Origin of the sequence: Parapedobacter sp., from assembly GCF_035556095.1 — a bacterium.
In the GTDB taxonomy this organism is placed as follows: Bacteria; Bacteroidota; Bacteroidia; order Sphingobacteriales; family Sphingobacteriaceae; genus Parapedobacter.
Window position 1 is genome coordinate 79,135 of sequence record NZ_DATMFT010000011.1, and the last position, 21,371, is coordinate 100,505.

At 44.6% G+C, this 21,371-nt stretch carries 18 protein-coding genes and 1 tRNA gene; 3 read left to right on the top strand and 16 right to left on the bottom strand.

What is annotated here, in order from left to right; genetic code table 11:
* Position 1 precedes the first annotated feature (1 nt).
* The 5 genes from VNQ80_RS05145 to VNQ80_RS05165 form a co-directional block, all read right to left on the bottom strand.
* Positions 2-1,087 carry a hybrid sensor histidine kinase/response regulator gene (locus VNQ80_RS05145; protein ID WP_325636574.1) on the bottom strand — a complete coding sequence of 362 codons (1,086 nt, stop codon included), beginning with the start codon at positions 1,085-1,087 and terminating at the stop codon, positions 2-4.
* A gap of 73 nt (positions 1,088-1,160) precedes the next feature.
* On the bottom strand, positions 1,161-3,311 hold the full coding sequence (locus tag VNQ80_RS05150) for a sensor histidine kinase (RefSeq protein ID WP_325636385.1): 2,151 nt from the start codon (positions 3,309-3,311) through the stop codon (positions 1,161-1,163).
* A gap of 8 nt (positions 3,312-3,319) precedes the next feature.
* Entirely contained in the window at positions 3,320-4,081 is a 762-nt protein-coding gene (locus VNQ80_RS05155; RefSeq protein WP_325636386.1) for a methyltransferase domain-containing protein, read from the bottom strand.
* Between the two features lie 3 nt (positions 4,082-4,084).
* A complete protein-coding gene (locus VNQ80_RS05160; protein ID WP_325636387.1) occupies positions 4,085-4,807 on the bottom strand; it encodes a hypothetical protein in 723 nt (240 codons plus the stop codon).
* A gap of 322 nt (positions 4,808-5,129) precedes the next feature.
* A tRNA-Met gene (locus VNQ80_RS05165) sits at positions 5,130-5,203 on the bottom strand.
* A gap of 99 nt (positions 5,204-5,302) precedes the next feature.
* On the opposite strand from VNQ80_RS05165, the gene VNQ80_RS05170 reads away from it, so the two are divergent.
* The 3 genes from VNQ80_RS05170 to VNQ80_RS05180 are packed head-to-tail and all read left to right on the top strand — an operon-like array spanning position 5,303 to position 8,494.
* Entirely contained in the window at positions 5,303-5,680 is a 378-nt protein-coding gene (locus tag VNQ80_RS05170; protein ID WP_325636388.1) for an START-like domain-containing protein, read from the top strand.
* 45 nt (positions 5,681-5,725) lie between these two features.
* Positions 5,726-7,237: an LptF/LptG family permease gene (locus VNQ80_RS05175; protein ID WP_325636389.1), complete on the top strand. Its 1,512-nt coding sequence runs from the start codon at positions 5,726-5,728 to the stop codon at positions 7,235-7,237.
* A gap of 36 nt (positions 7,238-7,273) precedes the next feature.
* Positions 7,274-8,494 carry a bifunctional 3,4-dihydroxy-2-butanone-4-phosphate synthase/GTP cyclohydrolase II gene (locus VNQ80_RS05180; protein ID WP_325636390.1) on the top strand — a complete coding sequence of 407 codons (1,221 nt, stop codon included), beginning with the start codon at positions 7,274-7,276 and terminating at the stop codon, positions 8,492-8,494.
* Here VNQ80_RS05180 and VNQ80_RS05185 read toward each other — a convergent pair.
* The 11 genes from VNQ80_RS05185 to VNQ80_RS05235 form a co-directional block, all read right to left on the bottom strand.
* Positions 8,472-9,374, bottom strand: a complete 903-nt coding sequence (locus VNQ80_RS05185; RefSeq protein ID WP_325636391.1) for a lipopolysaccharide biosynthesis protein — start codon at positions 9,372-9,374, stop codon at positions 8,472-8,474. The two genes, VNQ80_RS05180 and VNQ80_RS05185, sit on opposite strands and share 23 nt — an antisense overlap.
* A gap of 210 nt (positions 9,375-9,584) precedes the next feature.
* A complete protein-coding gene (locus VNQ80_RS05190; protein ID WP_325636392.1) occupies positions 9,585-12,086 on the bottom strand; it encodes an SLBB domain-containing protein in 2,502 nt (833 codons plus the stop codon).
* Positions 12,087-12,324: 238 nt separating this feature from the next.
* Entirely contained in the window at positions 12,325-13,473 is a 1,149-nt protein-coding gene (locus VNQ80_RS05195; protein ID WP_325636393.1) for a glycosyltransferase family 4 protein, read from the bottom strand.
* The gene (locus VNQ80_RS05200; protein ID WP_325636394.1) at positions 13,470-14,210 is read right to left on the bottom strand and encodes a glycosyltransferase family 32 protein; all 741 of its coding nucleotides are present in this window, start codon (positions 14,208-14,210) and stop codon (positions 13,470-13,472) included. Before VNQ80_RS05200 ends, VNQ80_RS05195 begins: the two co-directional genes overlap by 4 nt.
* A 51-nt stretch (positions 14,211-14,261) precedes the next feature.
* Complete coding sequence (locus VNQ80_RS05205) at positions 14,262-15,335, bottom strand: EpsG family protein (protein ID WP_325636395.1); 1,074 nt, start codon at positions 15,333-15,335, stop codon at positions 14,262-14,264.
* A complete protein-coding gene (locus VNQ80_RS05210; protein WP_325636396.1) occupies positions 15,335-16,249 on the bottom strand; it encodes a glycosyltransferase family A protein in 915 nt (304 codons plus the stop codon). The genes VNQ80_RS05205 and VNQ80_RS05210 overlap by 1 nt, the downstream gene beginning before the upstream one ends.
* A gap of 7 nt (positions 16,250-16,256) precedes the next feature.
* A complete protein-coding gene (locus VNQ80_RS05215; protein WP_325636397.1) occupies positions 16,257-17,144 on the bottom strand; it encodes a glycosyltransferase family 2 protein in 888 nt (295 codons plus the stop codon).
* Between the two features lie 22 nt (positions 17,145-17,166).
* Positions 17,167-18,231: a hypothetical protein gene (locus VNQ80_RS05220; protein WP_325636398.1), complete on the bottom strand. Its 1,065-nt coding sequence runs from the start codon at positions 18,229-18,231 to the stop codon at positions 17,167-17,169.
* A gap of 10 nt (positions 18,232-18,241) precedes the next feature.
* Complete coding sequence (gene wecB, locus VNQ80_RS05225; protein WP_325636399.1) at positions 18,242-19,357, bottom strand: non-hydrolyzing UDP-N-acetylglucosamine 2-epimerase; 1,116 nt, start codon at positions 19,355-19,357, stop codon at positions 18,242-18,244.
* A gap of 2 nt (positions 19,358-19,359) precedes the next feature.
* On the bottom strand, positions 19,360-20,259 hold the full coding sequence (locus VNQ80_RS05230) for a glycosyltransferase family 2 protein (protein WP_325636400.1): 900 nt from the start codon (positions 20,257-20,259) through the stop codon (positions 19,360-19,362).
* Positions 20,256-21,365 carry a glycosyltransferase family 4 protein gene (locus VNQ80_RS05235; protein WP_325636401.1) on the bottom strand — a complete coding sequence of 370 codons (1,110 nt, stop codon included), beginning with the start codon at positions 21,363-21,365 and terminating at the stop codon, positions 20,256-20,258. The genes VNQ80_RS05230 and VNQ80_RS05235 overlap by 4 nt, the downstream gene beginning before the upstream one ends.
* Positions 21,366-21,371: the final 6 nt, after the last annotated feature.

Sequence of the window (21,371 nt, forward strand, 5' to 3'; positions counted from 1 at the left end):
ACTATTTGCTTGGAATGGTCACAACAAAGGTCGTACCTTCGCCTTCGATTGAGCTGACTTCAATCTCGCCGCGAAGCTTGGCCAATGCACTTTTCACATTATAAAGCCCAAATCCCGTACCCTCAGCTTGGTCACTTCCCCTAAAAAACAATTTGAAAATCTCTCCAATATCTTGCGCTGCGATGCCTATCCCAGTGTCCATAACACGTATCGTTGCTTTCCCTCCTTCGACAACGACTGACAATCGAACTTTTTTATTGTCGTCTGCCTTCTTCTGGTACTTAAACGCGTTGGAAAGCAGGTTATGCAAGATAAGCTTCAATGTTGTCTCGTCACCCTTGAACCCCTCCCGTTGATCACTTTCAATAGAGAAGGTTACGCCGTTGTTCTGTGTATAGATACTGTAAAAGCTTTTCAGGTACTCAAAAAGGGTTTTAAAGTCAATATCTGAAATGGTCAGCTCTCCACGCTTCAACAGGTAATAGTCGTGCAAACTGTTGATGTAGGTGTTCAATCGCAATACCGAGCTTTCCATCAATGCTAGAATTTCGTGTATCCGTTCAACCGAATCAAACTCCAACCCCAATTTTATCGCCGACAATACACCGGTCAACGGATCACGCAGGTCGTGGCTGACACTGTAGGCAAATTTGTCGAGTTCATCATAGGCCTTCTGAAGTTCTTCATTTCGTAGCGCTAACATCGAATCGGTAATGAAAAACTTATTGGCTTCTTCAATAGACGAAATAATCTCCTCTTCTACCCACGGTTTACGTACAAATCTGAAAATGTGGCCTTTATTTACGGCGTCTACAACAGTTTCCAAATCAGCATAGGCAGTTAATAGGATTCTTACAGGCAAGGGAAAATCTTTCCTAATCTCATGTAAAAATTCAATCCCAGTCTCCCCGGGCATGCGCTGGTCACAAAAAATCACCCGTATATTCGGGTTTGAGCGCAATATCTCCCTGGCTTCATCGGTGCTTATTGCCGTATGAACCGGATACCGATACCTGAAAGTCGCCTTGAAACTGATCAGGTTATTGGCTTCGTCATCAATGTAAAGTATTTCCGGAGCTTGGAGCATCACACAAGGAAAAGTCTATATGGTTAATGATCTATTTTAGCAAAATTAACATAATTGATTTAATAACGTAAACTTATTGCACCTGTTGATTGAGCGGGATAATAATTAAAAAAGATACCCCTTCACCAAGCGACGATTCAACTTTGATTTCACCGCCGTGCTTTTTAATGGTATTATAGACTATTGACATGCCCAAGCCAGTACCTTCACCCACTTCCTTGGTCGTAAAAAAAGGTTCGAATATTTTCTCTTTCACCTGATCCGACATACCCACCCCGTTATCGCGAATAGCTATGTATGCATTTTCAGCGTCAACGGTTGTCTTGATTTCCAACACACCCCCCGGCTTTCCCTCGAACTTTTTATTTATGGCGTAAATACCGTTCGTAATGATATTTAGGAAAACTTGGTTTAGCTTACCTGGATAGCATTCTACCGGTGGTAATTTGCCGAATTCCTTATTGACCGTAATGCCTTCCTTAATCACACTATTAAGGATTACCAACGTAGATTCCAGCCCTTCGTTAATATCTGCAAATTTCAACGACTCCTCATCCACACGCGAGAATATGCGTAGGCTTTTAACAATCTCGGCTGTCCGTGTAGCACCCTCATGCATTCCCTTCAGGAGAAAATCTATCTCGGTTTTCAGATACGCCACATCTATTTCGTCTTTATAGGCCTGGATACGGCGCTCCTTTTCTTCGAACGGTATCCCGTCGGTCAGCGCAATACGCTCTACCTCGTCTAGTACGTCCCAAATCATACTGACATCCCGCTTGAGCGGTGCGACATTGGATGTCACAAAGTTTATGGGATTATTGATCTCATGAGCAACACCCGCCGTCAATTGCCCCAGAGAAGCCATCTTCTCCGCCTCCACCAATTGGGTTTGTGCCTCTTTTAAATGCGTTAGCGCTTCCTGCAAAGATCCATTCGATTCTTTCAATGCACGGGTGCGCTCTTCCACGCGTCGCTCAAGAACGACGTTCTGTTCACTGACAAGTTTTGCATTCTCCTCAATCATCGCCAATTCCCTCGCTTGAGACTCCTCTTTTTCCTTTTTATAAACATTGATCTTGTTTGCCAATGCAAGGGACAACAACGCCATCTCGATTCCCGACGCGGCTTGTACCGAATACACGGTAAACATATTATAGGGAAGGACGCCGTAATCTTTAAATAAGAAAATCAGAGAGCCCAGCAAAAGGATCGACCATGCGCCGAGGAATATCGTTGACGAAGACACTTTGGGCTGCCTATAAACTACGTATGCTGAAATCAAAAGTACGCCCACAGACGACAGGGTCGTCGATGATTGCATGATAGAAAAAGCAAGATAGTGGTCGAAAAACAGCGCGACAAGCGCACCGGCAAATAGCGAGATAAAAAACAATAGGACAAAATAAATCCTTCTAAAATTCCTTTTTACATCCAAAAACTTAATGGTGAAAAATAACGCGGCTATTCCAGTGAGTGATCCGAACAGTACGATGTCATAATTCTCGAATTCGGGATTGTTGGGCCAAAAAAATTGAAAGCTTGTCCCCTTTACTCCCATTTGCGTAAACCCAGCGCCGAAAACATAACATATGTAATAAAGATAGTTTTTGTCCTGCGTAGATAAATATAAACAAAAATTATAAATTCCCATGATTAACACGATACCCATGTATATCCCAGAAATCAAATATTCCCTGGCCACTGATTTGACATGCTGCTGCGGGCTTACAATATATATCGGTATAATGATGGGCATTTTGCTCTTAATACGAACGTAAAAATCTCTGGTTTGGTCCGACGGCACATTTAAATCGAATAAATAATTAACATCCAGGTATTTTCGCTCGCCGAACGGTTTATCTTTGGTAATCAATACACTATCTACCAATACAGATTGATCTGATAATGAATACAGGGTTACTTCATCAAAATTCGGGTTGGCCAGTTTCAGCAGGTTATCGGCACCATCGGCGGTGTTCGTTACCGAGAATTTCACCCACACTTCACCCTTCGTTATCCCTAAATTCGGAATCTTCGCAGTGGGTCGAAAAAAAGCTGCCTTCGTTGCAGAATCGATGGTGATACGCGTAGTTGTTTTTAATACCAGTAAGTCGTTGCTTTCCAACATGCGTTGCGTCGCCTCATGCGTATGAATGGTTTGCGCCAATCCAACAGCCAAAAACTGCATGAAAAGAAAGGTTGCACCAACGTATCTCCACATAGATAATCTTATTTCATGGCGGTAACGACAACCAAGTTGATGGAACAAACGAAGCAGCCCCTACTATCGGCCTGCTGCAAGGCATCAAGGAATGTACGATGCGCTTCCTGGGTGATATGGCCCTTTTGTTCCATCATGGTCAAGGCATAATCTATACGGAGGGTCGCCATGCACTGCTCAAGTATATGCGTGGTCAACGGATATAACCGGATGCGTAAGTCCGTAAAACCGGCCGTCTCCAAATCATGAATCAAATTAGTGGCAGCGTTCCCATTTTTTACCTGGTGCGCCGCAAGATATTCCCTGAGGCGCTGAACAGTCTGGAGATCGCCGTTGTAGAAAGATACGCTGTTCCAGTCCGTTTCAACAATCACTACCGGCGAACCGTCTTTTAAAACACGGTAAAACTCGCCAAATACCCGTGGTGGATTAGCTAAATGCTGCACCAGGCGCTCCGCACGCAATCCCGATAATTCAGCCTCGGCAAATGGAAGAGTGTCGGCATTTCCGACCAGGAACTGGACATTGCTACAATCCCCCTTATTGAGGTTTGCTTGATCAATCATCCCTTGATCGGCATCGACCCCTACAAATGCGCAATCCTTAGCACCTAATTTGGCCATATTACTGACATCAGCACCCACGCCACAGCCGATGTCTGCAATTTTACCGGAACGGCTTAGCAGCGGCCCATACGAATCCTGCTTCATGTTTTCCAGCAGTTTCTGCGTCTCCCGCAAATAGTCCGGATTGTAAAGGTGTGTGTTCATAAGTTAGCGATTACGAATCGACTTCCATTTGTCTGAGTTAGCAATTTCCAAATTATATTCAACCTCGAACGTTCCCCGAGGTCCCCGTTCGAACAGCTTCTGATGGTTATTGGCACGTAACGACATGATTTTTTCCTGTTCCGACTTATCAGCATGTTGTAAATCATGGATATCCCGCAGCCTCATCGCTGTTGCGATTAAGTCATCTTTGGGGTAGTAAAAGAGCCCATCATTGCCCAAACTGGCTTCAACAACCGCTCCTACACGTTTACCCATCCGTACCGTAATGGGGGCACAAAGCACAAAAATACTATTCACCGGTAACTGGACAGCTACCACTGCGCCAATCCGTGCCAAAATATAGCTACCTATTCCCATCCCAGCCACCTCTCTCGAATTCCAAAGTCCACATAACTCGCAAGTCCCGCCCCGTTCGCGATCGGCCCGCACCATGTCATATATCTTGGGATCATACTTACCTAGCGCAATCTCAATAGGCAATTCATACTCACCCGTCGCAATTTGCAATCTAGCCCCACCGTACACGGCCTTCGTTTCAGCATGCTCAACTAATATTACGACCGTATTTTCGTCATCCACCCAATCCTGTCGATTTGAGGTAATTTTGGTGATACCAAATATCTCCAACAACTTTTGATGGCCAATAATAAACTTTTCGCAAGCTTCCTTATCGTGTGGAGCTACAAATGTGCGGATCTGAATCATGTATCAATTTTGACGAATAGAATCGTAAACCGTGATCGGCTTAGCGCTACATCTACGGATTCTGAGCATAAAGTTAAAAAAATCATTTTTATTCACCCTATATTACTAAACATTAGCACGTTTTCTTTGCACAATCCCTTCCTAAGCTTTACAAATTGTCAATACTTAGCAAACGGATTTAACCATCGAAATACAACATGCAACTTGAGAAACCGCTGGTCATGGGCAACTCACCACACCGATGGAAGTGAAATAACGCCACATTGACGCTCAAAACGATAGAAGGAGAGTACCAAACCGGTCTCTCCTTCCTTGATTCGAGTAGCGGGGAGCAGGATCGAACTGCCGACCTCAGGGTTATGAATCCTGCGCTCTAACCATCTGAGCTACCCCGCCGAAAAATTGTTTGCAAATATAGTTTATTTTCCCTTTCTTTAGAAAAAAAGTTATTAAAGCTCAAAGAAGCAACATAGACGCTTAATCATCATAATTGGCATGGCAGAAAAAACCAAATTCCATTTGGAATACGAAATCAAGTCCTCCCCGAAAATTCTGTTTTCTTTCTTGCACGAGCCCAATGCGTTGGCCCAGTGGTTTGCGGATGACGTAAACTTTAAAGATGGTATTTATGAATTCAGTTGGGATGGTGAGCTGCACGTTGCCAAGCTAATCAGCCTTAGGGAAAATAAGCTGGTCAAATATAAATGGTTGGATGATGAGCCTTATCATTTCGAAATGGAAATCGTGCAGGATGAACTCACCAATGACGTTGCTCTTGCCATCACCGATTTTTCATGGGAAGAAACCCTTGATGACCGCAAACTCATTTGGGATAACCAAATCGAATATCTCCAAAGCGTTATCGGTGCTTAAAAAAATCGTACCTTTGCATTGAGGTAGTCCGGGGCACGTATTTTGATGAAAAAAATCCATCTTCTCATCCTGAAGTCTTTCATCAGGCCATTTATCGTCACGTTCTTTATCGTGATGTTTGTTCTCCTCATGCTTTTCCTTTTCAAGTATATCGATGACTTGATTGGCAAGGGATTCGAATGGTACGTGATCTTGGAATTGCTTTGGTATGCGGCCGCCACCAATGTCGCCATGGCGCTACCACTTTCCATGCTACTGTCATCTATTATGACCTTCGGCAACTTGGGCGAAAGCTATGAATTGGTGGCCATCAAAGCCGCCGGGGTTTCGCTACGGAAAGCCATGGCCCCGTTATTTATCCTTGTTGGCTTATTCAGTGTCGGCGGGTTCTTATTCAGCGATTACATCATGCCCGTCGCTAACCTTAAAATGGGGTCTTTGCTCTATGACGTCCGGATCAAGCAGGCCGACTTTTTCGTCAAACCCGGTATATTCAACAATACCATCCCAGGATACGCTATTCGTGCCAAAGGCAAAAGCCAAGATGGGAAAATCCTTTATGACCTGATGATCTATGATCATAAAACGAGTAATACAGCCAATAATGTACTGCTGGCCAAGGAGGGATACATCTACAATTCGCCGGACAACAACACGATGATCCTCAAACTTAAAGACGGTGTCCGCTATGAGGATACCAGGGTACAAAAGGCCCGCGTGTATAACCCCCGGCAACAATTCACCCGGTTTTATTTCGAGGAAACCGAGCAAAAGTTTGATATGTCCGCTTTTCAGATGAAACGAACGGATGAAAACCTATTCAAAAGCCATCACGCGATGCTCAACCTGAAGCAGCTAGCGCATTATACGGACTCCAATGCCCGCCAGATGGACAGCTTGCGAAATACCGTGTTTCGTGAGATCAAATCCTATTACCACTATTTCAATGACTATTATAAGACGAAGGATACCAGTGAGCGTTTATCAAACCCAATCCGTTATCAAAAAGACTTCATCACGACTATTCCAAGCGAAAAGCGAAATATGGCCATCAGTAGCGCCCTGAGCCAGGTGCGGTACATCAAGGATGTGGTTATGCTTAAGGCGGATGAAGATGCGTTTTACAGCAATAAAGACATTTTATACAATGTCGAATTCCAGCGTAAGTTCACCTTGGCGGTCTCTTGTCTGCTATTGTTTTGTATCGGCGCACCGCTAGGTGCTATCATTCGCAAGGGGGGACTGGGCTTACCTGTTGTCGTCGCTATCATTTTTTTCCTAATCTACCACATCATTTCGACGGTCAGCGAAAAATCGGCCAAAGAGGGCAATATCGACACCTTTTGGGGAATGTGGATGGCTATCTTTGTATTATCCCCATTGGCTATTTTTCTAGCCTATAAAGCGGCCACGGATTCCGCATTATTTGATATCGAGCAGTACCGCCTTAAGCTCAACAAAGCACTGGGGTGGGTCAAGGTACGGCTCGGCATGGCCGATCGAGCACCGATTACGCAGCGCAAATCTTTACATGACGATTATATGAAGTCGTCTTGATAAACGATACCTTTGTAGCGTGATAAAAGTAGATAAATGAGCATCAAGTTACATACCATTGAAGAGGCTATCAAAGAGATACAGCTTGGCAAAGTGGTCATCGTGGTGGATGATGAAGACCGTGAAAACGAAGGGGATTTCGTCACTGCCGCGCGCAATGCCACACCGGAAGTTGTCAATTTCATGGCCAACCACGGGCGTGGCTTAGTTTGTGTGCCCCTTACCGAAGAACGCTGCAAAGCGCTCGACCTGAACCTCATGGTCGGCAACAATACCGCTGTTTACGAAACTAATTTCACGGTGTCGGTCGACCTGCAAGGGTATGGCTGTACCACCGGCATATCAGCATCAGATCGTTCAAAAACCATCAAGGCACTCATCAATCCTAACATCAAACCTGAAGAATTCGGCCGCCCGGGGCATATCTTTCCGTTGATTGCTAAAGATGGCGGTGTACTTCGTCGTGCCGGTCACACTGAGGCAGCCGTCGACCTCGCCCGGCTCGCCGGGTTCGAATCGGCAGGCGTGCTGGTTGAAATCCTCAAAGATGACGGTGAAATGGCCCGATTACCCGATTTGATCGACGTAGCCAACCGGTTTGACTTGAAAATCATCTCTATCCAAGACCTGATTGAATATCGGCTCAACAAAGACTCACTGATTACCCGAGAGGTATCGGTCAATCTACCCACTGAATGGGGCCAGTTTAACCTCACGGCTTACACACAGAAAAACACCGGCGAGCAGCATGTCGCGCTTTATAAAGGTGAGTGGGTCACCGATGAGCCCATTCTGGTCCGCGTGCATAGTTCATGTGTCACAGGCGACATCTTCGGGTCCTGCCGATGCGACTGTGGGCCACAGCTACACCGGGCCATGCAAATGATCGAAGAAGCGGGGAAAGGCGTGGTTGTCTATATGAATCAGGAAGGCCGGGGCATTGGTTTGGTTAACAAACTCCATGCTTATAACCTACAGGAAAACGGCCTCGATACCGTCGATGCCAATCTTGAACTGGGCTTTAAGCCCGATCATCGCGACTACGGCGTTGGCGCCCAAATATTGCGGGACCTCGGCGTGACGAAAATGCGGCTGATGAGCAACAACCCTACAAAACGGGCGGGGTTGGTAGGCTATGGATTGGAAATCGTGGAAAACGTACCTATTGAGATTCCCTCCAATCCCTTTAACGAGCAATACCTCCGCGCCAAACGCGACCGCATGGGGCATACCATCATGCGGGATCGCCGTCCATGATTTGGCGGTAAATATGCCTCATCACTAGAACCAAACAGATAAGGACGCCCCCTAGGAAACCACCGATGATAATGGCCTTCGCCTTCCCTATTCGGTCACTTTCCAATGGGAGTATGGGCTTATCTAATACCTGAATAACCGGCTTTTCATTTCGTAGCGTTATTTTCGCAAGCTCTTGATTTTTAACTAATTCGGTCAATATCGCGGTATTAGCCTGAACATCCACGGCACGTAGCTGCGATCCCACGCGGAGGCTCTGAAATGCCCTGTTGGGGTTTGGATTAGCGTCTGCGGCAGCAGCCACTCCGCTGATAGCATCATTAAGCTCCTGACGCACGGAGTCTACTTGGTGTGTGAGTATAGCTAAATTCTCTTTGGCTTTCCGCGTTCTTGTTTCGATATAAAAATTGGATGCGTTCTCAATTAGTGTTTCAACGAAAGCTTTCGAAAATTTCGGGTCTGGAGATTCCATCTCGATGGCGATGATGTTGATTTTTTTGTCCGGTTTGCCGATAACCAGATTACGCGCCAAAATCAATTTGTAGAATTCGGCCATCAAGCTGTCTTGTAGATATACCCCGGTAGTGTCCTTGAATTGAATACCCGTCAAAGACGCTTTTTCTCTCCATTTCTCCCTAAATTTATTATATTCAATATACCGATTCACCAGTAAATCCCGCTCGCCGTCAATGACTACTTCCGTAAGCAACGTTTTATCCAACATCGATCTTGACTTGAGGAATTCAATAATATTATCTCCCTCGAAAAAGCCACCCGAGCTGCTTATTCCCCCAAGATTAAATCCAAATTGAGCAGCGATGCTAGCCGCTGCGCCTAAGCCCCCACCCGAGTTACTTTGGTCCTCTAGGATAAAGCTCAATTTAGCGGTATAGTTAATTTCCTTAGTTAATGAATATAATAGTCCGATACCACTAGAGAATACTACAACAATTAATATGACTAACCATTTTGTCAATAAATACCTCAACAAACCGTGTGTCTTTACAATCAATTCTCTAAGACTGATTTGACTCGCCTGCCGTTGGATTATTCTAGCGTTCTCGTTTTCTGTCATCTGTGAAAAGGTTGATTAACGGAATATCGTCACAATTATTGCTGCCAGCGAAGCTATACCCGTACCAAATCCTAACCACTGTTGAGCACCGATTGGGGGTTTGATTTCTTTCTGCGGCACAAAAATCTCTGCCCCCGGTTTGATAGGCGGATAATTATTGAAAAACAAAAAGCGGTTCGTGCTTTTCACCGATCCGTTGGCGTATAATACATACACACTTTTACGCAAGGCTCGCGATGAAAATCCCCCGGCTTGCGAAATGTATTGTTTGAAACCTTTGGAAGGCGAGTACACAGCCGTCGATGGTGCCAAAACTTCTCCCGATACCTTTACCGTTTGTAATTCTTTAGGTACGTGGATTACATCACCGTCTTCCAAAATCAAATCACCCCGATAGCCCGGCTTCATAATAATGCGTTCGAGGTTTATTCCCACAAGATTATTATCAAAGCTTTTGTCGATATTCAGTTTATTAAAAATTGACACATCACTTTGTAACTGTTGCAACGCAAGTAATCGGTCATATTCCTCCTGCTTCTTTCGCTCGCGATTAGCAGCTTCTGTTCCCGCTTCGGCCGCAACCGTCCCAGTGTCCGTCAACCCACCCCGTTTCAACGAGGCCCCATCTACATAGGCAAGTGGTGTAAGACCTCCTGCACGTTTGATAAGGTCCGAAATACGCTCATCTTTCCGATGAATAGTATATAATCCTGGATAAAGCACTTCGCCCACGATACGAATCGTCTTTTGCGTTTCATAACCAGTTGATGTGCGGACCACTACCCGATCAAATGGCATCAACACAAAATCCTCCTCCCGTTTACTTAGCCCCATATCGGCATCTACCTGAAAGATTTCGGCAATATGGGCCGATTGAGACATCACGTCCGCATTTGTTACCCGCCGCGATATCTCAATCCGGCTACCCGATGCACTCTCCCGGAATCCACCTGCCCGCACAATTAAGTCTTTCAAAGTCATTCCCTCAGAAAAGGCGAAATGACCAGGCGAACGAACCTCGCCGTCGATATCCACGGTATAAGCTTCCCTCAATTCGAAAATTGAAGATATGTTGACAACGTCCTCACGCTTTAACTCAATATCAGGTTCGATACCCGCCATAATCGCAGCAACATCGAACGATAAGTGTTCATGCTGTAAATCATCTTGCAATCGCAAGATACTGCCCCGATTCACAAAGGCGTCCTCTTTCAGTCCCTCGGCTTTTTTAATGAGCATTGATAGCGTTAATCCGGGACTGAGTTCATACTCGCCCGGACGAAATACCGCACCTTCAATCGTTACCCTGTTCTCGAATCGATTTAAAATACGTTCCACAACATAACTATCCCCTCCTTGAGGCTCATAGTGAGCATATTGACTGCTCAACAGGTCTTCAATACGCTGCTCAGTATCGGTTCGCTTGGTAACTTTGATCCTGGCGGTATAAGCTTCCTCAGTGAATCCACCCGCATAGGTCAACAACTTATCAAACGTTTCACCTTGCTTTAGTTCAAATATGGCCGGTCGCTTTACTTCCCCATTCACTCTTACCCTATTTTCATAGGGTGGAACCATCAATACATCCTGATCTTCCAAACGGATGTTCTGGCTAAAATTACCTGAAATTAAGAAATCATAGATATCCAGTTGGGCAATCTCCTCGCCGTTACGAATCAGTCTAATATTCCTGAACGAGCCATCCTCAGAAGGTCCCCCCGAATAGTAAAGTGCATTGAACACTGTAGCTACAGACGGCAAAGTATACGTACCCGGTTTAACAATTTCACCGGTTAGAATTACCTTGATACTCCGTATGTCCCCCAACGTAATGTTCACTTTGGTGGCACCTGTACGGACAGCACTATATACGGAAGACAGTTCGCTCTTGATGCGTACCGTAGCGTGCTCGATGGTCATACCGGCAACATGTACGATACCCACGTAAGGGATATTAATCGTTCCCTCGGGGGTAATAGTCAGCGAATAGTTTTCTTCAGACTGCCCATAAATATCAACTAAGATTTGGTCCCCTGGTCCGAGCACATAATTCCTAGGGGTAGCCAGACGTAAGTTGGGCTCAAACAAGGCGGGTGCACTTTGAAAAAGCGACGCTCCAAAGACCTTCAACCTCCTTTCGTCGGGCGTATGGGATGAGGGCGGCATCGGAGTAGCCAAGGTATCTACAAATCGACGTTCCGGGCGATATTCCGAAGTGTGGCTAGTAGGTGTTTCCTCGATTGGTAACGAATTCAGCGCTGTTATTCTCGCACGCAATTTATCCACTTCTGATGCCGGCATTCCACGTTGAAGCGCCGCCTGTGTTAATTCTTCCTCAGACAGCCCCATCGCCTCTGCCTGCCGCAAATACACCAAAACTTGTTCATCGGATAAATCATCAACGCGTACTTGAGAAAGGTCACTCGAACTTGCGGGCTGAGCAAAAACTCCATGACTTAAACTGAGGGCGAAGCTCCATATAATACATAAGAAATAACGTGCGACCTTATAATTCATTAGCATATTACCTTGTTTCAAACTCAAGCTAAACTGGCATTTATCGTTGTCCTCTCCAAGCACAAAGATAATTTAATAAAATTAGATTCTCCCCTTGGGTTTCCGATTGTTCTAGAACTGGTACATCAATCCGAGTTCGACCGCATTACAAATCGCAGTTTCCTTTTTTCATTGTTGACGCATTTCGCTTAATTATAATATTGGCATTCATCATTTGGATGATTAACGTAACAAACGATTACCTACCACGAACGGATGCTATTTCTACTTGGTATCTTTCAATAACCCGTTCTACCGAAAACTCGGCTACCATCTTTTCCCGCCCGGAATTTCCCATCATCCGTCTTTTACATTCCGATAACCTCAAAAACTTCTCCAATTGTTGGATGAGGCTTGCAACATTTTTCACCTCACATAGAAATCCCGTCACGCCATCATCGACAAGCTCCTTGCAGCCTGCAATGTCACTGGCTATTATCGGCTTCGCTAACGAAGCACTTTCCTGCAAGACGGTCGACATCCCTTCTCTATACGATGGCAGTACGACGCAATCCGCTTGGAGCACATATGGCCTAACATCATCCGTATGTCCCAAATACTCGACGATGTCATCTTTTACCCATTTCATCAATTCCTCTTTCCGCACCGCGGCCGGGTTATCCACATTTAAATATCCCAGTATTTGAAAGCATACGTTGCGATGGTGCTGACGGATATAAGCCGCTGCCTCTACGTATTCCTTAATACCCTTATCATACAATAACCGTCCAACAAATAAAAATCGCAGCACTTCCGATTCCGAAGTGTTTTGATTTAACTGGAGCGCTGGGTTAAAACGTCCATGGCAATCCACCCCTTCTCCGGGAATCAACGAAACTTTGTGTGCATCAACCAGTCGATAGCGAAAGAAATAATCCCTGTCGTCTTGATTCAAAAACCACGCTTGCGTAACCCTACTTAAGGCTAATCTATACAACCTTCTTACCACCCAAGTGACTAGTCCACTGTTGATGAAAGCATAGCCCAACCCGGTGATGACCGCGATCGTGGGAATACCTAATCGCGATGCCGCAAGCGAGCTATAGATATTTGGTTTAATGGTATACTGAAAAATCAAATCGGGTCTTTCATTTTGATAAATCGACTTGAACTCATAGTAGAGCCGGATATCATCAATCGGATTGAGACCTTTACGCGATAACTCCTTAAGTAAGATGACCCGAACGCCCAATGATTTAAGTGTAACCACGTCATCATCCGGTGGCGCTAACAACAACACCTCACACCCCGCATCACGTAGTGCCACGATAACATCAATACGAAATCGAACAAAACTCCAGGCAGTGTTTGATACAAGGCAAATCTTTACGGCTGTCATACACTTCATTCAGTTATCCATCTCCTCATCAAACGCATAAACCGGTTATGGCCACGCTGTCCAAATAAAATCACCAACAACCTATGCATATAAAACTTAAATGCCAGCCACCTTGTTTTTTTTACCCATCCCCCATCAAAATGATGGATACAAAAGGTCTCATCGTTAACAGCGTAATGTTGGGTAAAAGCATTTTTAGGGGAGAAAAAATAAAATGGAAATATATTAATCCCATCATAGGCCTCATTCATCTCCGCGCGTCCTGTTGTAACACCGAATTGAGATTTCAAAACATCAGCAATCAGTAGTGGCACAGTTTTCATAGTTAGCGTTCTGTCATCTTTGATGAAATGCTTGTCCTGATACGCGTCTAAGCAAGTTTTGATCCAAGGCATTCCAGGCTCCGCCCCGATCACTGCTCCTTCGATATAACCATTAATGTCATACCCTATAAAAGACCGGTTAATGAGCAAGGGGTCAAATGTTTTCAGTACCTCTACATCTACATCCAAATAAATTCCCCCAAATCGATACAACGCGTAAAAGCGAATATAATCAGCCGCAAATGCATATTTTTTTTGGTTATACGCTTCCATAACCCAAGGCACTTTCGGTGCCCGTGTGAGGTCCCATCGGCAAAACTCATATCCAGTCAAATTCTTTTTCCAGCTCGTGAGACATCGCTCAACCAATTCTGGATAAGGATCGTCGCTTAACCAACAATAATGGATCACCCTGGGAATCATAGTTCTTCTATAATATCGTAAGCAACTTAGAAATCAACCGCCCTATTCGTCCTAAAGAATTGAATAAGGCCTGACTAACTCTATATCAATCATCTTAAAACCATAGTAAAGTAAAAACATCATAGAAACAAATCGAATAAGCAAACCTAAATTACGCTCATTGGCATCATCTTCCATGATACAAAAAACATAGGGCATAACGAAAACAATAACCGTAAACAATAATGAGGACAACCGTTGCATAATAGCAAACGAGATAAATGTCAGGTTGATGAACGAACCTAAAGACAGTGCAACAAAAAAAAGATCTATAGCTCGTTCATTGTAAAACTCCAATAATTTACTTCTGTAAAAATAAATTACCAGCATAAAAATCTGTGCAATTGCAGATAACATATACCCCCCTCTCCCAAATTCCTCTTGCTGCACGTAACCAGCTAATGTAGGGGGTAAGCCCCCTAACGTAAATAAAAACATAACTGGATCAAAAAAGCTTACGATAAACCCTACAATTGGCAAAATCAAATAAAACAAATGATTTCGGATTAGCGCGTAAAACAAATAAAACAGCGGTACAATGAGTATCGAACTGTGGATAAAAGTAGCAAAGAAGATGAACGCCGCAGACCATATGTATTTTTTTTCTGCTAACAAACATATCACCCAAAGGCCCACTGCAGCCGAAAGCGCGTAACGAATTTGTGTAAAATCCCTATAGAGGTAAAAAAAACATAGGTAAATTAAGACCGAAAGAAAAGGCATCGGACTGTATTTAAAGATCAATGTGAAATTAACCAAGCCCGTTAGCAAGGCCATCACTATAAATACTACGTAGATATCACCACCTAAGGTAAACACTAACTTGTTAAACAGTAAATACCCACGTTCCATCGTTTCCGGGTAATTTCCCCTTAGCAAATCGGACCACGCATACTCGCCCGCCAATTGGAATGCATCTTGGTAAGCAATACCATCATTATCGACTCCCAATGACCGCAATCCTACGAAAGCGATTAATAGCAAGCAAAGCGGCACATAAGCAAAAAGCCTGATATACTGTGACTGTATGAAGTCAAAGACCGTAAACAAAAAAGTAACGAAGAAAAGTAGGTAATAAACTAACATCACTCGTGCGACCGGCTCAATGACTTATAAAATTTTAACACTACCATTGTAGGATACATGATGTAAGACCAACACGTGCCAATAGCTTTTCTATTTTCCATAAACGAAACCTGCCTATCATAAACTGCGAATCTCCAATAATTCAATGCGGCCTTGAACCGTTGAATCTTCGTCAATCCGGGCAGTTTCGCCATTTCTGCATAGTACAGGCAAGCCCCTTTAGGGCTGTTCTGTCGGAGCTTAACGGATGTATCCGTAATCCCCCCCGGTAAGTATTCACAGACATAAATGCCTTTATTGAAAAACCGCATCACATAATTAAGCGCTATACGGTTCCAAACCAATGCATCTGCGCAAAATCGCTCGCCACGAAAAGATGGGTATCGGAATTTTGCAATAATACTGGTTCGAACAACTTCCGCTCGATCCCCTTTGTAGCCTAACTTAAATCGGTAGTCTATGGCAGATACATCGAGCACGTCGTAATCTACATCACCGCCGATTACCCGACCATCTTGATGCACACGCAATCCACATACACCCGCGAACCGATCGGCATCTGGTCGCGCAAGCACGGCATTCCACTGCTCAGCTACAATGGAAAGTGCGTCGGGCGTTAAGGTATCGTCGCTATCGACAATAAAAAATAATTCACCATTCGCCAACTCCACGCCCTTATTTATAGCTACATGTTTCCCCGCATTCTCTTGGAAATGATACCGGACTGGAATCACGCCCTCAACGATAAAACCAGCAACTTCCTCACCCGTACCGTCTGTACTGCCATCATCCACAATTATCCATTCAAAACGGCGATAAGCTTGCTGTTTGATACTATTGTACAATGGAAGCAAGTAGGGTTTCCTATTATAGGCAGGTGTAAACAACGTAATAAACGGGCTAGCCTTTTCCATCCTAACTTTATGAAACGGGTCTCCGCAACAGTGTCTTCACTAGTAAGACCCCTCTTTTGTCTCCCAAGGTAAATTTATTTTCCAGCAAAATCAATAGCCGTTGAATGAGGTTTGCTTCCATAGCATAGCGGAAATAATTTTGAAACAACCTTTGTTGCGACGCGTTTAACGAATCTTTATATCGATTATAAAACGCCCTATTCGCTTCGTAATGCGTTCGACTGATTACGGGTTTGGACCGTACAAAAAAAGACAAAATTCGTTGAAATAAGCCGAGATCTTGGTTTCCAGTAACATTGGACTCGTGTTGACGATACAGGGTGAGCACTTCGTCGAGGTAAACCAGTTTCCCAAATACCACTGCACCCAACGTTAGCAGGTGATCGTGCATGGCAACCGTCTCTGGAAACGGTTTCAATTTCTCTAGCAACGCCCTGTTGATGATCATGGCACAACCTTGCATCCCCGAATTTAGAAAGAGCGTACTCCGCAATGAGGTCGGGTGAATCCGGGTTGATAATTGCCGCACTACCTGGCTGCCCACATACAAATAAGAATTGGCATAAGCCGCCGCGGCACCGCCATCGATCGAAATAGTTTCAACCATTTTGGCGACTTTATCACGTAGCCAGATATCGTCTTGATCGCAAAACATACATAAATCCGTGTTTACATGATCCAGTAAGTGGAGGAAATTACGAGTGGCGCCCAACCCAGTTATGCCGTCATCCAACAAGGCAATTCGTGCGTCCTGCCGCATATACTTATCGATTATGGTTAAGGTTCGGTCGGTCGAGCCATCATCGTGCACCAACAACCGCCAATACGGATATGTCTGCCCAATTAGCGAATCAAGCTGCTCCCGCAGGTGCGCCTCGCCGTTATAAGTGGCCATGACAATCGTTATTTCCACATGGTCAGTCACAGGCAATCAGTTGGGCAAAATTCACCGCACGGACGTCATGGATATAGCGTCCCATCAGTAGTCGGTTGTGTTCACTCTTTCTAGCAGGCAAATTTGCGGAAAAATCGGTATATCGAAGATATTCGTATCCCATTTCTTCAAAATCACCAATCTTTGGCGTCAATACGATGGGTATAATACCGGCCTGCAAGTACTCTACTAGCTTTGTGGGGCAAGAGACGCGATTGATTACCATATCCTCGCGCAAAACAAACCCATAGTGGGCGATTCTGTAATAATGCTGGAGCTCTTGTGGTGCAACTGTAATTACTGAAAGGCGTTTATCAGTTGCCATTCCAATCGCAGCCACCCGACGTAACATGGCTTCGCGCTGGCCAGTCAGGATCCAAAACCTCATCCTGCTCCCACGATGCTGGCTGATAAGGGATAACATCAGTTCGATATTTTGCCACGACTGAAGATTACCGCTATATACGACATTCACTATTTCGCCGGTATCCGATTCACCACCGGTACTCACGTCCGAATCTATTCCAATATGACTGGGCAGAATCGGATAAGTCATCGCCGGACCGCTCCATCGGGGATACTTTTCCCGAAAATGGCCGGTCATAGCGTCTGAAACGGAAATCAATTTGTCTACTCGACGGAACACTATTCGTTCTGCTATTCCGTACATCCTGCTTTTCACTTTACTGCCGGCAAATCGACTTTCTTCCGGCACCACGCCGTGTGCATCCAATATTACAGAGGTATGCCGGGGGATCGCCGATAGAAATGGAAGTAACGGCAGTACATTAATCACCGAATGAAAATAACAAATATCCGCCTGCCTAAACAGGCTATTGATAAAAGTGGCGTGGGCCACAGAATTGCATCGGTACTGTATAGCGTTTTCTCCGAGCTGCCGTCGCTCCTTGATCCAAAATCGACGGTGCGACACAAATAAGTATACTCGCCGATGTACCGCACAAAGCCGGTCGATGGCCATCACCCGTTGCGACATGCCTTCGTGTTGCGTCTTCGTGTCCGGGTATTCCGCCAAAATCAACAGCATCTTTGTCCCATTAAAAGTTCAACATAACATCGGCTATCCGCTCCGCACTTTGGCCGTCGCCGTAGACCATAGAGGTGACCGACATACGCCTGAATACCTCATCGTTATCCAACAACTCGGTGGCCGCCGCATATATCTGTTCGCTGTCCGTTCCCACAAGCTTTACAGAACCTGAATCGATGGCCTCTGGACGTTCTGAAACATCGCGCATCACCAATACGGGCTTACCCAAGCTCGGAGCTTCTTCCTGAATACCACCGCTATCAGTAATGATAAAATGCGAACGTAGCATCAGCCAAGTAAAGGCAGGATATCCAAGCGGATCCACCAATATGACATTTGGGAGGTTGCCCAATAAGTCGTACACGGGTTTATGTACTTCAGGGTTTAAATGTACAGGAAATACGATAACGATATCATTGCGTAGCGCGATCTGCTGCAATGCTTGACAGATACCGATAATGCCCTTACCATGGTTTTCCCGACGGTGCGCAGTGACAAGTATGACTCTACCGGCATTACTAATGACCTCATGTAAGGTTTTTATTTCATCATCTTGATAATAAAGCAGTTTTTCCTTCGCCCAATGCAGGGCATCGATCACCGTATTGCCGGTAACCTGGATTCGCGATGCCTGTATTCCCTCTTTTATGAGGTTTTCTTTAGCTTTCAGTGTCGGTGCAAAGTGTAAGTGGGCAATACGTCCTGTCATTTGCCTATTTATTTCCTCAGGAAAAGGGGCATAAGCATTGTATGTTCGAAGGCCAGCCTCTACGTGACAAACAGGAATCTGCTTATAATAAGCTGCTAAGGAAGCGACCATTGCGGTCGTCGTATCACCATGTACCAACACATAACCCGGTCGGCTAGCTTCAAGCACTTCCTTCATTTTAAGCAGTACACCCGCAGTCAGTTCGAAAAGATCAGGTTTACTACGCATCAGGTCCAAATCATAGTCAGGCACAATTTCAAAAAAAGAAAGCACCTGATCGAGCATATAGCGGTGTTGAGCGGTCACACAAACTTCCAGGAAGAAGTCATCTTTTCGCTGTTGAATAGCTCTAATCACAGGGGCCATTTTGATGGCCTCCGGTCGAGTACCAAACACAACTAATATTTTTTTCATATTCAAGACCGTACAATAATACGAAATACTTTAAGGTAATGTCCGTCCCAACGAAAGAGACCTCTTATCAATGTCTGAAAACTCAATATTACCTTAACCGTACAGGCAGCAATGCGCCCCTGTGTTTTCCTGAAATACAGCTGCCTACTTTTTTCAAACAGCCTGACTTTATCATACCGATATATGTCATCCTTCTTTTTAAAAGAAGCTCCCTCCAAATGGACGATACGGATCGAAGGAACCAGGACAGAAGAATAGCCACTACGCTTCATCCGATAAGCGAATTCGGTTTCTTCGAAATACATAAAAAAGTCCTCATCAAACCCGCCCAATTCATTAAACACAGATTTACGGACAAACATATCCGCACCGCAAATATAGTCAACAGCCACGGGCGTGTCGGAATGATTAACCCGGCTGATTGCCAATTTTTCGCGATAATACCTTGGATATAACCGCCAAAAACCGAATTGAGAAAAGAGTTCGAAAATCGTAGGAAAGTTCCCATAGCACACTTGTTGGTTCCCAAAGTCATCTATTAAGTCTCCCCCGCAACACCCCACACCCTGATTTTCCGCATGCTCCATAAAATCAAAAAAAAACTTAGGGGCATTATCTAACAGGTAAGTGTCTGGATTCAGAAAAAAAAGATACTTCCCTGTTGCTCTTGCGGCTCCGCGGTTATTCGCTCGCCCAAACCCGGCATTTTCGGATCGTTGGATATATATAATGGAATCCAATTTCCCCAAAACTTCTTTTGAATTGTCCGATGACGCGTTGTCGACGACGATGATTTCGTATGTTAGCGAGGAACAATATTTGACAATCGACTGGATACAATTTAATGTAAGCCGAGCAGTATTATAATTGACAATAACAAACGATATCTGCAATTCTATCATTGGCTGAGCTTTTTATCAATCGTTTCGACGATGTCAGGCCACCAAAAATTTTGATAAGCATAATCCTGAATTTGGCCACTAATCGACTCCATTATAGATTCACGTGCTACAAAATCCTTCAATGCGCTTGTTATTTCTTCAACCCCTTCAAAAGGGACAATTGCACCCAACTCACCGTTTTTTGTAATATCAAATGCAGCAGAAACCGGCGTCGTGATGATATAACACCCTGATGCCATGGCTTCAAGATATACTAAGGGAAACCCTTCCCAACGAGACGGAAGCACAAAAACTTTCGCCCGGTCGTAATATGAGACCAATAGCGCCCGATCAGCAACCTCATTGGCACGTATAACCCTGCCTCGCAAACACTCTTCTTCACCTAAAAGGTTATCCAAATAGTCACGGAAAGCCGGCTCTTCTGCGCCCACCAACATTAATGTCCACTCTGGATAAGCGGGGATAAACTTCAGAAACGCTTCACAGACAAGCTCCGTTGCTTTCTGTTCGGCACCCAACCTCCCTACGGAAAGAATGACATTAGATTTATCCGCATACTGAATCCTGCTATTTCGCCCTCTGTTCTTATAAAATCCGTTAGGAACGTATACCACTTCTTTTCCCATTCGGTGGCTGTGATTTAGGTTTGTACAAATTGGAATGGATTCCGCCGTGACTAAGGAGATGGAACGAAACAGAAAGCGGGCGAATAAACCACGGATTCCATGGTATTTGAAATTCCTTACACGGTCATCCGCATCAAGCTTGAGATACGTCTGCTTTCTGAATAGACCCAACATTCTAAACATGAACAACAGGACCAGTGTCTCTCTGGAATAGTGATACATCTGTAACACATCATACCTCCTGTGCTCCGATAAAACAAACACCACTAAATTCAGGAAATCGTTTTTAAACAATTTCCTTATTTGCCTTATTTTTAGTCCCTTAGCCTCTTGGTTAAGATAGGGGTAATTCCCTTTTCCAAAACAAGCGATTGTACATTCGTAACCCCTTTCACGGTGTAAAAAGTACGGTATCATGCCAACATCTTTCGCTAGATGAACATTTTCTAATTCGGGGAAAATTGTCAAAAACCTCTTCATCTGTAA

Coding starts and splice junctions, on each gene's coding strand:
- VNQ80_RS05220 (WP_325636398.1), bottom strand. CDS start 18,231: ATGCTGTTGATTTTGGCGGAATACCCGGACACGAAGACGCAACACGAA.
- VNQ80_RS05190 (WP_325636392.1), bottom strand. CDS start 12,086: ATGAATTATAAGGTCGCACGTTATTTCTTATGTATTATATGGAGCTTC.
- VNQ80_RS05180 (WP_325636390.1), top strand. CDS start 7,274: ATGAGCATCAAGTTACATACCATTGAAGAGGCTATCAAAGAGATACAG.
- VNQ80_RS05155 (WP_325636386.1), bottom strand. CDS start 4,081: ATGAACACACACCTTTACAATCCGGACTATTTGCGGGAGACGCAGAAA.
- VNQ80_RS05200 (WP_325636394.1), bottom strand. CDS start 14,210: ATGATTCCCAGGGTGATCCATTATTGTTGGTTAAGCGACGATCCTTAT.
- VNQ80_RS05160 (WP_325636387.1), bottom strand. CDS start 4,807: ATGATTCAGATCCGCACATTTGTAGCTCCACACGATAAGGAAGCTTGC.
- VNQ80_RS05170 (WP_325636388.1), top strand. CDS start 5,303: ATGGCAGAAAAAACCAAATTCCATTTGGAATACGAAATCAAGTCCTCC.
- VNQ80_RS05235 (WP_325636401.1), bottom strand. CDS start 21,365: ATGAAGAGGTTTTTGACAATTTTCCCCGAATTAGAAAATGTTCATCTA.
- VNQ80_RS05145 (WP_325636574.1), bottom strand. CDS start 1,087: ATGCTCCAAGCTCCGGAAATACTTTACATTGATGACGAAGCCAATAAC.
- VNQ80_RS05195 (WP_325636393.1), bottom strand. CDS start 13,473: ATGAAGTGTATGACAGCCGTAAAGATTTGCCTTGTATCAAACACTGCC.
- VNQ80_RS05205 (WP_325636395.1), bottom strand. CDS start 15,335: ATGTTAGTTTATTACCTACTTTTCTTCGTTACTTTTTTGTTTACGGTC.
- VNQ80_RS05150 (WP_325636385.1), bottom strand. CDS start 3,311: ATGTGGAGATACGTTGGTGCAACCTTTCTTTTCATGCAGTTTTTGGCT.
- VNQ80_RS05230 (WP_325636400.1), bottom strand. CDS start 20,259: ATGATAGAATTGCAGATATCGTTTGTTATTGTCAATTATAATACTGCT.
- wecB (WP_325636399.1), bottom strand. CDS start 19,357: ATGAAAAAAATATTAGTTGTGTTTGGTACTCGACCGGAGGCCATCAAA.
- VNQ80_RS05215 (WP_325636397.1), bottom strand. CDS start 17,144: ATGGCCACTTATAACGGCGAGGCGCACCTGCGGGAGCAGCTTGATTCG.
- VNQ80_RS05175 (WP_325636389.1), top strand. CDS start 5,726: ATGAAAAAAATCCATCTTCTCATCCTGAAGTCTTTCATCAGGCCATTT.
- VNQ80_RS05210 (WP_325636396.1), bottom strand. CDS start 16,249: ATGGAAAAGGCTAGCCCGTTTATTACGTTGTTTACACCTGCCTATAAT.